Genomic DNA, 13244 nt, shown 5'->3' on the forward strand with positions numbered 1-13244 from the left:
TTCATCTATTATGTGTTTTATCATATGTGATTTTACTTTTAAAGGTTCCATTTTCCCCTTTAAAAACATAGGAAATAGCACCTTGCTTGTCCGTGCGCCATATCGCACTCCCCATCTTCTCAAAACGCTCTATCACTTCTTTATGCGGGTGTCCATACCTATTCTGCTTACCAACAGATATAATCGCTACACGAGGCTGTATGACGTTCAAAAAAGGCTCTATAGATGACGTATTACTCCCATGATGAGCAACTTTTAAAACATCCACTTGTAAATCTGGATATGCCTCTACTAAAACCTTTTCCCCTTCTTCTTCCAAATCGCCTGTAAATAGCCACTTCAACCCTCCAAATTTTGCCCATATTACAATTGAAGCGTTATTTTCGCTTTTTTCTTTTCCTTTTGGAGCTAAAACGAAAAATTCCGCTTCATTTACACTCCAACTCTCCCCTTCCCCCACTTCAGTTATTTTCATTTCCTTTTCTAATGCCCGTTTCTTTACTACTTTTTCTAATACTGCATCTTTTCCCTTTCGGCCAAATACCACTTCTTTTACAGGTATATATGATAATAATTCTTGCGCAGCACCTATATGATCTGCATCTCCATGCGTTACGATTAATTTATCAATTGTTTTAATACCTTCTTTTTGTAAAAAGGGGATTAATACATCATTTCCAACAGAAAATTCATGCTTTTTTTGTTGCCATTCTTCCTTATTCACACGAAGCGTTCCACCTGTATCAATAAGATAAATCCCTTTATCATACGGAAGGCGAATTAATATTGCATCACCTTGTCCAACATCAATAAATGTTACACTTCCGCTTCCTCTAAAATATGGATATATATAATGACATGTGCTAATAAAAAGAAATACACTCGCAACTATACAAACTATTTTTTTCGGCGCTCTCCTTTCCCAAACCATCAATATACTGACAATACTCGCGCAATATACAGCTACAAGATTGAAGGGCGTTTCCCCGAAGATAAGCTGGGTAAATGGTAAACTTTCACAATAACTTAGAAAATCATTAGACATACTCAAGCCTATTGATAATACATCCGCAAATCCTTTTGCGAGAAACGGGACAATTGGCATACACAGTAAAATAATAATGCTACATGGTAATACAATGATAGATAAAAACGGAACGTATAAGAGATTGAGGAGAATGCTATATGGAGAAAAATAACCAAAGTGATATAACAAAATCGGAGTACTAACGAGCTGTGAAATGATAGAAATATAAATAGAATTTCGGATTACTCCGTTGCTACCCCCTAACAATAACGGAGCAGACAAAAGTAAAGCGAAGCTACCTACAAATGAAAACTGAAATCCAATATTAAAAACAAGATAAGGGTCATATATAAGCATACATATAGCTGTTACACTTAAAGCATCTAAACTAGATAAACGAATCGAGCACATAAAAGCAATCAACATCAAAACTCCTGTTATAGAAGCTCTTATAACAGAGGGTGACGCCCCTGCTAAAACCATATACAAAGGAATACAAACGATAAGGCAAATTGTTGCTACCTCCCTTGTCACACCGCTTCTTAGCAAAATAAAATATACTATCACCATTAACAATACAATGTGCGAACCTGAAATTGCTAACAAATGTACAAGACCAAATTGTTGATATTGCTCTTCCACTTCAAACGTCATTTGTTGTCTATCACCAAATAGTAATGCATTCATAAAAGCACCTGATTGCTCTGGAAACATTTCTGTAACTTTCGAGATTGCTTGTTGCCTCAAAAGAAGAATCCATTGCGTGAGCGACAGTGATGTTTTATAGCATTCAGAAATATATGTAGCCTCAAATGTGAAATGAATATGTTGTTTGTATAAATAATCACGGTAATTAAAACCATGAAAATTCCGAGCTGTTTCCGGTTCTTTCCTCTCACCCTCGAATACACATGATATCCCTGCGTATAATTGTTGCATTTTTTTCTTTTCCAAGACTGATTTGATTCTATAACTTAACTGCACTATATTTTTATTCTGATCTTCAAATTGAAAAGATAGGCGATCCCCATTAACAAGCGGTGTATTTTGTATAACCCCTCTTGTAACTCCATAGGACTCCCCTAGAGGCTTATTCCACGTTTGAACATAGGAAGTGTATATAGCGCTACTAAAGCACGCTACAATACAAAAAATGAAGGTTTTACGCGAAGTGCGATATAAACAGAAGAAAACATTTAAAAAGAGGCAAAAAACTATCAATAAAAGTGACGAGGAAAAAGCAATTGCAACCCCTATTATAAACGAGATTGCAACATACCCCCATTGTTCCTGCAACTTATACTCACTCCTTATAGCATCATTTTTGCTTTCGTGAATACATGCTGTAATTCTTCCATTGATAAATTATCTTTTTCTAAAGACGCAAATAATTCTTTCAACTCTGTATAACGTTTTTGCTCCTCTAATGCAGCAATATCATATTCTAGCGGAACGTGCTTCACTGTTACGTTCGCTTGTTCAAATAACTCTATGGCGTATGGATGATTTTTATAATCCTGTGCATAATAAACCGCTGTAATACCACTTTGAATAATCGCCTTACAACATTGTAAACAAGGGAAATGCGTAACGTAAATTTCTGCTTCCTCTGTTTTCGCACCAAACTTGGCACATTGTAATAAAGCATTCATTTCGGCATGAATTGTCCGAACACAATGATTATCGATTACGTAACAACCATCATCTATACAATGTACGCCACCTTTAATTGAACCATTATACCCACCAGCAATAATTCGTTTATCGCGAACGATTGTCGCTCCTACCGCAAGCCTTGTACATGTACTACGCAAAGATAGTAGATGGCTTTGCGTCATAAAATATTGATCCCATGAAATTCGTTCCATATTTTTCACCTACTTTTTTGTCTACTTGTAGTGTAGCGAAAGAAGAAAAACTTCGTCAATCTTTTACGGAATAATAATTTGATCTTTTATCTTTTCAAGAGACTTCGCACCAATCCCATCAATCTCTAATAAATCTTCTATTTTCTGAAACGGACCATGTTCTTCTCGATATTTCAAAATACTTTCTGCCTTTCGAGAGCCAATCCCTGTAATTTTTTCTAGTTGTTCTTTCGCCGCTGTATTTATTCGAATCTTGCCATCTTCCTTAGAAGAAGTAAGCACCCCTTGTTCTGACTCATTTTTACTCGGTATATAAAGAAGCATTTGATCTTGTACAATTTGTGCTAAATTTACTTTTTTCATATCTACTTCTGATAAAAAACCACCAGCCTTTTGAACCGCATCCTTTACGCGATCTCCTTCCTTCATTTCATATACCCCTTCTTTACTAACCGCTCCTTTCACATCAATTATAATTGTTCTTTTCTGTTCCTTTGTATCCGATATTTTCGGTTTACCCTTTTTTTCTATCTCCTTCTCTTGTACATTCATTGTAATAGGCGTTCGTTCTACACTCTGATTCGTTTTCCAAAAAACAAGAAAAAGTAAAGTTCCAATAATAGCTACTAAACCTAACCACTTTTTCGGAAAATCCCACATCATTTTACACCTCTAATCATAAATTTATAACATCATTCATATTGTTTAGGAGAAAGCTGTTACGAAGGAGGGATGAAACTTTGAACATAGGAATTATAGGGACAGGAAACATGGGAAATATACTAATCGATGCATTTTTAGAAACCCGTGCTGTCAAACCTTCTTGCCTTACAATCATTAATCGGACGCCTGCAAAAGCATATCATATAAAAGAAAAATACCCTTCTGTTCAGATAGCAAAAACAATCCCGGAAGTAATCGAACAATCACAACTTATTTTTATTTGTGTTAAGCCGATAGATATATACCCTATCCTAAAAAAATACGCTGAACATTTTTCTGATGAAACGTGCTTAGTTTCTATTACAAGTCCAATATCTCCATCACAATTAGAGACTCTCGTACCTTGCCACGTCGCGCGTATCATTCCAAGTATCACAAATCGCGCGCTCTCTGGCGCCTCACTATTTACATTTGGAGATAATTGCTCTGAAGAATGGCAACAAAAACTACTTCGTCTATTCAAAAACATTTCTACACCTCTTGTAATAAAAGAAGATATAACGCGCGTTTCATCTGATATAGCAAGTTGCGGTCCTGCTTTCTTTAGTTATTTACTACAATGCTTCATTAACGCTGCTGTAGATAAAACAAATATTACACACGAAGAGGCTACTACTTTAGTAAGTGAAATGGTCGTGGGGATGGGGAAATTACTTGAAAAAGAAATCTTCACATTACCTACCTTACAAGAAAAGGTTTGCGTGAAAGGCGGCGTTACTGGGGAAGGCATTCGGGTTTTAGAAGAACACGTTGGAGATATGTTCCATAAGTTAATCGAGCGAACACATGAAAAATTTGATGAAGATTTAGAATGCGTTGATCAGCAATTCAATAAACACACATAATAAATACGTCATTTTCATTCCAAATCCTTTTTATAAATACTTACTTTTTTACAATACATTTTCACTTCAACTACTATTCCCACACTTTACGCATACGATCTTTAGATTATGCTAGAACTAAAAATACATCTTCTTTATAAAACAAAAGCAACCTTCTCGGTTGCTTTTGTTTTTATCCGTTTTTCTTCGCCATGAAGAAAATACGCTCTGTTTGTTCTGTAACTTCAAGTCGCTCAAAATCACCTGTTACACGAAGCACTGTAAAGCCTGCTTCTTCAAGCCATTTCGTTAACTCTTCCACTTGATATGCACGTTGCACGTGACATTCGTCAAACCGATGGTACACATCTTCTTCTGGATCTTGAACAAAGAATGTTAAATCATGCTCTACACTATTTGATTCTTCACCAGGGAAGCAATTCCAAATAAGAGATATTTCTTCTCCATTCACTGTATACGTTTCATTTTGAAATACATGATGTATTTTATATAAAGAGTGTACATCAAATAAAAACAAACCATCTTGACGTAAATGGTGAAATACTCTTCTAAATGTTTCTTGTACTCCATCTTCTTGCAATACATAATTTAATGAATCACAAAAAATCGTTACACAGTCAAACTCACCCGGAACATCAAGCTCGCGCATATCTTGTTGGTAAAAAGGAATAAAATGCCCTTCTCCGCCTAGTTTTTGCTGAGCGACTGTTAACATTTCTTCTGAAAGATCGACACCTATTAAATCGTAACCCTTTTGCACAAGCGGCAGGGTTACATTACCTGTACCGCATGCTACATCAAGAATTTTTGCCTCTTTCATACCTGCCTGCTGTAAACTTCCCTCTGTAAATTCCACCCATTTATCATAAGGGACATCATTCATTAGTTCGTCGTACAACAATGCAAATTGTTCGTATTTCATTGGCCTAACTCTTCTGTAATATCTTCACGTGGCACATCGCCCCATAGACGCTCTAAATTATAGTGATTACGCTCATCTTTATGGAATACATGAGCAACTACATCTCCAAGATCAACTAATACCCAACGTGCTTCGTCAAACCCTTCCATACGTTGTACGTCGATTTGGAACTCATGTGCTTTTGATTTAATTTCACGTGCAATTGCTTGTACTTGTTTATCTGAATTACCGTGACAAATAATGAAATAATCTGCAATTGGTGAAATACCTTGCATATTTAGGACAACCATATCTTCTGCTCTCTTATCATCAGCTGCCTTTGCCGCTAATACTAATAAATCTTTATCGTTCATTTACTCATTTCCTCCTTGATAACTGCATTGTATGTTTGGAATGTTAATGGATAAATCGTCTGATCTTTTTCCATTAAAAATTGAATTGTTCTCTTTAACGCAAATAATAAAGCTTGATTTATATCCGTATATGCGAGTTTACGAGCCTCTTCCACTCCTGGAAACTTTCGCCCAGGTTCAATGTAATCAGCTACATAAATCACTTTATCTAACATCGTCATATTCTCATGACCACTTGTATGATATGTAATAGCTTGCAAAATTTCAGAATCCGTAATGCCTACTTCTTTTTCTACTAAGTATGCCCCAACAGGTGCATGCCATAACTCTTTGTTATAGCAAAGTAAATCTTTCGGCAAATCTTCACGTTTAATAATCTCTTCCATTTCTGAAATTGCTCTACATTTCGCATAATCATGGAATATAGCTGCCATCTCTGCTTTTTTCTCGTCCACACCGTATAACTTAGCAAGCTCAATCGCTGTCTCCATTACACCAATCGTGTGTATATAACGTTTTTCATGCATTTGTTGTTTGACAATATGCAGTGCATTCTCACGATTCATACAACCCATTCCTCTCGATATATACCTGTACTTTTTCAGGAAGTAAATATTTACACGTTTTCTTCTCTTTATATCTCTCACGTAATAAGGATGAAGAAACTGCAAATTCCGGAATTTCCACTGTAGTAATCTTATATGGTGTATGCAATGTATACCCAGGTCTTGCAACTCCAACAAACGTTACAAGATTAAGTAAAGCTTCAATGTTATACCACTTCGGTAAATATTCAACCATATCCCCACCAATAATAAAGTGAAACTGCACATCCGGATACTTCTTCGTCAATTGTAACATAGTGTCATACGTATAAGATGGGCCCTTCCTACTTAGCTCTTCTAAACAAATAGAAAAGTGTTCTTCTGCCTCAGTCGCGAGCTCCAACATATGTAAACGACTTTCTACACTTGTAATATTCCGCCCTTGTTTATGTGGCGGAATCTGGTTTGGCAAGAACCATACTTCTTCCAAGTTCAAAGCGTGATATACTTCATTTGCAATTAGCAAATGTCCATAGTGAGGCGGATCAAATGTACCGCCAATGATGCCAATTTTCCTCAAAAGAAACGCCCCTTCCTTTTATATACAGCAACTCTCCTCGGTTAGGAATGAAGAGAGTTGCTATTAATAAAAGTTCAATTGGTTTCGCTCTCTACATCATTACGCATCAGCGATAAAAATAGCGCATGCTAATCTTTTTATCGAGGAAGCTTAATTTGTTTATTTTCTCTTGATTCTTTGTATAAAACGATTGTGCTTCCAATTACTTGAACGATTTCAGCACGTGCACCTTTTGCAAGTTCTTCCGCAACCTCACGGCGATCAAATTCACAGTTTTGTAATACACTTACTTTAAATAACTCACGAGCTTCTAAAGTATCTGCAATTTGTTTAATCATATTTTCATTTACTCCGCCTTTTCCTACTTGAAAAATTGGTGTTAAATGATGTGCTTGTGCACGTAAAAATCTTTTTTGTTTTCCTGTTAACATATATGTTAGCCTCCAAGCTTTTCTATAACTAATTGTTTCATTCTCTCGATATTTGGCGTGCGTCCTGTCCACATTTCAAATGCAAGTGCTCCTTGATAAACAAACATATCAATACCATTTTGAATGATTGCACCTTGCTCTTTTGCCTCACATAAAATTTTCGTTTGAAATGGATTATAAATTATATCTGATACAATCGTTCCTTTTTTTAACGAACAAATTTGTAATGGCGTATATTCTACGTGCGGATGCATACCTATCGTTGTCGTCTGAATGATAATATCATAATTTCCTTGTTCTTCTGTCGCTTTTTCTAACGACAAAGCAATAGAATTAACATCGGCCGTACGTGCAGCAATAAGTTCCTTCGCCTTATTTACTGTACGATTGGCTACATCAATCTCTTTTACACCTACATCAGCAAGAGAAAAATAAATAGCTCGGCTAGCACCACCTGAACCAAGTAGCAAAATACGTTTCCCTTGAAGTGGTTCATTACTAATTGACTGCAGCGCTCGAACAAAACCAATCCCGTCTGTGTTATAGCCAATTAATCTTCCATCCTTATGAACCACTGTATTTACTGCACCGATTTTCCTTGCCAATGGGTCAATCTCATCCAAATACTCCATAATAGCAACCTTGTGCGGAGTTGTTACATTAAATCCTGAAATACCTAATGCTTTTAAACCTCTTACTGCTTCCCCTAGCAATTCCTCTTCAACAAGGAACGCATGATAATGGGCATCCATATTCAAGTGTTCAAATGCATCGTTATGCATAACGGGTGATAATGAATGTCCAATTGGATTTCCGATTACACCATATAATTGTTTCATAAATCCCTCTCCATATTAAATTAAAGATTTACGTAGTGAAACACTTACTCCTTTTGGTACGTGTGCAACAATTTTTGCTCCTGGTTCGTTCACAGTAACCCATCCTAATCCAGAGAATACAACATCCGTTTTAGGTTCACGAATATTAAATTCGTATTTCACTAGCTCAGGCATATTTGCTAATTCTTCTGGCGTTGGTGGGCTTAGTAAATCCCCGGCATGATTTTTATATAATTCATCTGCTTTCTCAAGCTTTGTACGATGGATTGTTAAGCGATTCGAGAAGTGACAAGTAAATGCACGACGACCACCACTTACATAATCAAAACGTGCCAATCCACTAAAGAATAACGTTTGTTCTTCATTTAATTGGAATACCATCGGCTTAATTTCTTTTGTTGGTGTAATAAGCTTTAAGCTTTGCTTTCCAACATAATGAGCCATTTGGTGGTGGTTAATAATACCTGGCGTATCATATAAAGAAGACTCTTCGTCCAATGGAATATCAATTAAATCCAGTGTTGTTCCTGGGAAATGAGATGTTGTAATTACATTTTCAGTCTCATCACTAAATTCTTTAATCATACGATTAATAAATGTCGATTTCCCTACATTCGTACATCCAACAACATAAACATCTTTGCCGCCGCGATAATACTCAATAGCATCTGCTAGTTCAGCAATTCCTTGTCCCTTCGCTGCACTAATTAAAAAGACATCTTCTGGTTTTAATCCTAGCTGCTTTGCACTATAGCGCATCCAATGTTTTACTTTATCATGTTTTACTGACTTTGGAATTAAATCAGCTTTATTTCCAACAAGTAATACTTTATTATTCCCTACGAAACGATGTAAGCCAGGTAACCAGCTACCATTAAAATCAAAAATATCTACAATTTTGACTACTAATGCATCTGATTTTCCAATTCCATTTAAAATGCGTAGGAAGTCATCATCTGTTAACGATACATCTTGAATTTCATTGTAATGCTTCAGGCGAAAACAACGTTGACAAATGACTTGTTCTTTCTCTAAAGATGAGGCAGGAGCATACCCCACTTCGTTTTTATTTTCTGTTTGAATTTCTACACCGCAACCAATACATTTAATTGTTTCAGTCAAACTTTATTCCTCCCAGTTAATTAAACCTTTTTTCTTCATATTTTTCATAATTCTTCGTTCAATTTTTCGATTAAAGCGCGTTACTAATCCGTCCGTTTGTGCTACCGGTACAACTAAAATTGTATGAAGGCCTACTCGGTTTCCACCAAGCACGTCAGTCAGTAACTGGTCTCCAATTACTACAACTTCATCTGGCTGCAAACGCATCTCTTGTATCGCACGCTTAAATGCGCGAACAAATGGTTTACGTGCACTATGAATAAATGGAATACCTAATGGATCAGCAAAATCTTTCACACGTTGCTCATTATTATTTGAAACGACCGTTACTTGAATGCCTTGCTCTTTCATTTCCAAGAACCATTTTTCAAGTTGTGGCGTTGCATTGGGACGATCCCATTCAATTAAAGTGTTATCTAAGTCAGTAATAACGCCTTTAATCCCACGTTTTTTTAAATCTTCTGGTTGAACATGATATACATTTTTCACATATTCATTTGGTAAAAATAGTTTCAATTTCTTTCACCTCTTTGAGGATTTTTCATAAAATTTTTCGACAACATTTTTCGATATATAACCTGTGGATAAAATTGTACACATTTTCCACATTAATTTTTCAGTTAATTTGGAATTTACTAACAAACTATACACACTTTATCCACCTAGGTATGTGGATAACCACTCGTTTGTGACTGTCATATTTTTTTGGTACATTAAATGCATCAACGAATCAATCCTTATATTATTAGGAGGTGACTCACCTTGAAAACAAAACATATGGAACAGTTATCCACTGAGTTACTCACTGAGTCTTATTATAAAGCAAAAGAACTAAAATTAAATCCCGACTTCATTTTACTTATAAAACAAGAAATCATTAGACGCTCATTAGAGGACAAGCTTGTCAAATCATCTTGATTACATATAAAGTGAAAGTTTAATCAGCCCTTACCAATCAAACAGTTACAGGATAAATTATTAGATGCCTTGTAAAAAGAGCCATCTACGATGGCTCTCGAATAAACAAGTACTCCCATCTAGGGGATTTCATCATTAAGTATCTTTGCCCATAACTCTTACTTACGGTTATAAAAGCTTTTCTTTATTTATGAGCTAAGCGAGTAGCTATTTTTTCACCAAGACGAAGCTCTTGTCCACTCTTTAATTCCTGCACTACTTCTATCATATCTTTTTCAAACAATAACACAACTGTTGAACCAAATGTAAAGTATGCCATTTCTTCACCTTTTTGAACAGTGTCTCTCTCATGCAAAAGCTCGATACTATTAACAAACATAGCACCTACTTTTACAAGAGCCATATGCTCGCCATCACTGCTTACTTCTGTAACAGAACGATAATTTTTTGACAGTGGTTCTTTCCCGTATTCCATACCAGCTGCATTTACCGGATATGATTTTCTACCGAGTACAAATCTTTCAGTCACAGAACCAGAAAGCGGACTATGAATGCGATGATAATGACTTGGACTCAAATAAATTACCATATATGTACCGCCTGCATATCGCGTTGCACGTTCTTCATTACCTAGCATATCCACAATTGAATAGCGCTTTCCTTTAATATCAAATGTTTTTGCATCCTCAATAGGACCATGATCTGCAAAAACACCATCAACAGGACTAACGATACTCGATGCATCTGTATCAATACTACGCTTTCCTTCTTTTAGCTTACGCGTAAATAATTCATGCAATGTTCTATATTCCTTCAAACCCTTTTCCATCTCATCTTGATTAATTTGAAAAACTTTCGCGTACGATGGAATAATGATAGAGCTCAAACGAGATTGTGCAAATTTACGTAATATATAAGAAGTAAAGCGACCATTTGTAAGTTCTATCATAAGTCGATATAATGTACGTCGCAAATTGCGAAACCCCCTAATCAGTCTATAACTTTAGTTTTCCCTTCTTTTCTTTCTATATCATATGTAAAATTGGTTCTTATTCCCACATATCATATAAAGCAGCCTTATTATATATACAGAAAACTAAGTATGGTATTATTCTTAAATTATTTAGCACCTTCTAATATTACAGATAGAATCCGTCATTTTCAACAGTGAACATGTATTTCTTCTTAGCATAACGCGTTTTCTTTTCTTATTTACAATAAGAAAAGCAGCCCATTTTAAATATGGCTGCTTCTAATACACTTTACTCTTTCGCTTTTTTCTCTTTCTCTGCCCTTACAAACTCGTGGAACATTTTCATTAAAGCACGCTTTTCAATCCGTGATACGTAGCTTCTAGAAATACCAAGCGCCTTAGCGATTTCCCGCTGTGTTTTCTCCTTATCTAGCCCAAGTCCAAAACGTTTCACAATCACTTCTTTTTCTCTTTCGTCTAAAATATCGATATACTCTTTAATTTTTTCTAACTCCATACTAAGCTGAATCATATCAATTACATCTTCAGACTCTGATTTTAATATATCAATAAGCGATATTTCATTGCCCTCTTTATCTTGCCCGATCGGATCATGAAGTGAAACATCTTTTTTCGTTTTCTTTAGTACACGTAAATGCATCAAAATTTCATTTTCAATACAGCGTGCTGCATACGTCGCAAGCTTCGTTCCCTTTCCTGCAGAATAGCTCTCGATCGCTTTAATGAGCCCGATCGTACCAATTGAAATTAAATCTTCTGCATCTTCTCCTGTGTTCTCAAATTTTTTAACGATATGAGCTACAAGCCGTAAATTATGTTCAATTAAAAGATTTCTCGCTTGAGCATCACCTTGCTCCATTAACTCTAAGTACTTTCTCTCATCATCTGATGATAACGGCTGCGGGAACGCATTGTTCTTCACATAAGAAACAAAGACAAACACTTCTCGAACCATATATCCAATTGCGGCGAATAGACTCAAACCTTTCACCTCCGCCAAAATAGTGGTCTTTATTATGTGTATGTGGGCGTGAGGTTGTTTGTGTCTGTACAGTTTATTTATAAAACTCAACACTTCTAACATTTAAAATATTTTATCGTTATATTATAATTAAATAAAATTGTTATTTATATATGAATATGCTATTAAAGGGGACACTATTCATGATTACATTAGAACGATTATTAAATGTAACAATTTATTTAGGGGTGTTTTTACTTTTCATTTCGTTCATTACTTTTGTTATTAAAAGAGGGCCTGATTTATTATTTTTTCAATTTGGAATTTCTTTATTTTTTGGAGCTCAAATTATAACTGGAATAAAATTTTTTCATAACTATGGTTTCTCCTTTCACTCAAAACTAGAACTACTTATCTTTATTTTCTATGTAATTGGAATTATTACATGTATACTATTATTCTTTCACTTTCAAAATCCGTATCGAATTTTTTTATTAATCTGTAGTTGTTTATTTTTAACTGGATCCAATTATTACTTTAAAGAAACATTAAATTTTAGTAAAAAAATTCCAAAGCAAAACAAAACTTTTTTAAGTACACAAGAAGACTCTTTTCCAAAAGAAGTTCGTAAATTTTCAGAGGATTACAACAACATAATAAGGAATGATTTTTATGAAATACCGATGATTCCTACTGAATTACAGATTACAAGCAAAAAAGATTCTTCTCATAGTACATCTTTCTTAGTTGAACTTCATAATAGCGAGAATGAAATTACTGATGACTCTGTACAATTAACTCCATCAGACCGTTTTTATGTGCTGTTAAATAAACAAAAAACAAAAATATCAAAAATAGTATATGAAGGGCAGAATTTTTTCACATTTACAGTCACACTAAAGGCTCTTAATTTACAGCAAGAACCAGAGATTCATAATATGTTTTTAGAAATAGATAAACGTAGAGCGATGAATCTTCTTAATTTTGAAATTAAAGCCCATACTAAAGAATGGAAAGTAATATTTAAAAGTGATAGTTCTCATTCCAATCTTCCTATCACATTTACTTTTGAAAAACGAACAGGCAAAGTATAAAAATAAAAAGAGTTATTTTCTT

At 35.1% G+C, this 13244-nt stretch carries 16 protein-coding genes; 3 read left to right on the top strand and 13 right to left on the bottom strand.

Annotated elements, in window-relative coordinates:
- Window position 1: 1 nt before the first annotated feature.
- From MHB52_RS22435 to MHB52_RS22445, 3 genes are all read right to left on the bottom strand, one after another.
- Window positions 2–2323, bottom strand: a complete 2322-nt coding sequence (locus MHB52_RS22435; protein ID WP_061663045.1) for a DNA internalization-related competence protein ComEC/Rec2 — start codon at window positions 2321–2323, stop codon at window positions 2–4.
- Window positions 2324–2337: 14 nt separating this feature from the next.
- Window positions 2338–2895 carry a ComE operon protein 2 gene (locus MHB52_RS22440; RefSeq protein ID WP_000439773.1) on the bottom strand — a complete coding sequence of 186 codons (558 nt, stop codon included), beginning with the start codon at window positions 2893–2895 and terminating at the stop codon, window positions 2338–2340.
- Window positions 2896–2958: 63 nt separating this feature from the next.
- On the bottom strand, window positions 2959–3558 hold the full coding sequence (locus MHB52_RS22445) for a helix-hairpin-helix domain-containing protein (protein ID WP_000989937.1): 600 nt from the start codon (window positions 3556–3558) through the stop codon (window positions 2959–2961).
- Window positions 3559–3635: 77 nt separating this feature from the next.
- Here MHB52_RS22445 and comER point away from each other — a divergent pair, with 77 nt between their 5' ends.
- On the top strand, window positions 3636–4463 hold the full coding sequence (gene comER / locus MHB52_RS22450; protein WP_001020560.1) for a late competence protein ComER: 828 nt from the start codon (window positions 3636–3638) through the stop codon (window positions 4461–4463).
- Between the two features lie 172 nt (window positions 4464–4635).
- Here the strand turns inward: comER and MHB52_RS22455 are convergent, their stop codons facing one another.
- From MHB52_RS22455 to MHB52_RS22490, 8 genes are all read right to left on the bottom strand, one after another.
- Window positions 4636–5385 carry a class I SAM-dependent methyltransferase gene (locus MHB52_RS22455; protein ID WP_000873080.1) on the bottom strand — a complete coding sequence of 250 codons (750 nt, stop codon included), beginning with the start codon at window positions 5383–5385 and terminating at the stop codon, window positions 4636–4638.
- Entirely contained in the window at window positions 5382–5738 is a 357-nt protein-coding gene (gene rsfS / locus MHB52_RS22460; protein ID WP_000998173.1) for a ribosome silencing factor, read from the bottom strand. The genes MHB52_RS22455 and rsfS overlap by 4 nt, the downstream gene beginning before the upstream one ends.
- Window positions 5735–6304, bottom strand: coding sequence for a bis(5'-nucleosyl)-tetraphosphatase (symmetrical) YqeK (gene yqeK / locus MHB52_RS22465; RefSeq protein ID WP_001078477.1), 570 nt, complete (start codon window positions 6302–6304; stop codon window positions 5735–5737). Before yqeK ends, rsfS begins: the two co-directional genes overlap by 4 nt.
- Complete coding sequence (nadD, locus tag MHB52_RS22470; protein ID WP_001226048.1) at window positions 6294–6863, bottom strand: nicotinate-nucleotide adenylyltransferase; 570 nt, start codon at window positions 6861–6863, stop codon at window positions 6294–6296. The genes yqeK and nadD overlap by 11 nt, the downstream gene beginning before the upstream one ends.
- Window positions 6864–7000: 137 nt before the next feature.
- Window positions 7001–7294 carry a ribosome assembly RNA-binding protein YhbY gene (gene yhbY / locus MHB52_RS22475; protein WP_000955224.1) on the bottom strand — a complete coding sequence of 98 codons (294 nt, stop codon included), beginning with the start codon at window positions 7292–7294 and terminating at the stop codon, window positions 7001–7003.
- Between the two features lie 5 nt (window positions 7295–7299).
- Entirely contained in the window at window positions 7300–8133 is an 834-nt protein-coding gene (aroE, locus tag MHB52_RS22480; protein WP_044795880.1) for a shikimate dehydrogenase, read from the bottom strand.
- Between the two features lie 15 nt (window positions 8134–8148).
- A complete protein-coding gene (gene yqeH / locus MHB52_RS22485) occupies window positions 8149–9255 on the bottom strand; it encodes a ribosome biogenesis GTPase YqeH (RefSeq protein ID WP_000140799.1) in 1107 nt (368 codons plus the stop codon).
- Between the two features lie 3 nt (window positions 9256–9258).
- Window positions 9259–9771 (bottom strand): YqeG family HAD IIIA-type phosphatase, encoded by a 513-nt coding sequence (locus tag MHB52_RS22490; protein ID WP_000765314.1) that lies wholly within the window; start codon window positions 9769–9771, stop codon window positions 9259–9261.
- Window positions 9772–10017: 246 nt separating this feature from the next.
- Here MHB52_RS22490 and MHB52_RS22495 point away from each other — a divergent pair, with 246 nt between their 5' ends.
- The gene (locus tag MHB52_RS22495; protein WP_000850094.1) at window positions 10018–10173 is read left to right on the top strand and encodes a sporulation histidine kinase inhibitor Sda; all 156 of its coding nucleotides are present in this window, start codon (window positions 10018–10020) and stop codon (window positions 10171–10173) included.
- 184 nt (window positions 10174–10357) lie between these two features.
- Here the strand turns inward: MHB52_RS22495 and MHB52_RS22500 are convergent, their stop codons facing one another.
- Together MHB52_RS22500 and sigK are read right to left on the bottom strand one after the other, a co-directional pair.
- The gene (locus MHB52_RS22500) at window positions 10358–11146 is read right to left on the bottom strand and encodes a phosphatidylserine decarboxylase (RefSeq protein WP_001254992.1); all 789 of its coding nucleotides are present in this window, start codon (window positions 11144–11146) and stop codon (window positions 10358–10360) included.
- Between the two features lie 289 nt (window positions 11147–11435).
- Window positions 11436–12149 (bottom strand): RNA polymerase sporulation sigma factor SigK, encoded by a 714-nt coding sequence (gene sigK / locus MHB52_RS22505; RefSeq protein ID WP_000051382.1) that lies wholly within the window; start codon window positions 12147–12149, stop codon window positions 11436–11438.
- 152 nt (window positions 12150–12301) lie between these two features.
- Between sigK and MHB52_RS22510 the strand changes: the two genes are divergently transcribed.
- On the top strand, window positions 12302–13222 hold the full coding sequence (locus MHB52_RS22510) for a hypothetical protein (RefSeq protein ID WP_002000984.1): 921 nt from the start codon (window positions 12302–12304) through the stop codon (window positions 13220–13222).
- The last annotated feature ends 22 nt before the right edge of the window (window positions 13223–13244 follow it).

Source organism: Bacillus sp. FSL K6-0073 (assembly GCF_038006085.1).
In the GTDB taxonomy this organism is placed as follows: Bacteria; Bacillota; Bacilli; order Bacillales; family Bacillaceae_G; genus Bacillus_A; species Bacillus_A cereus.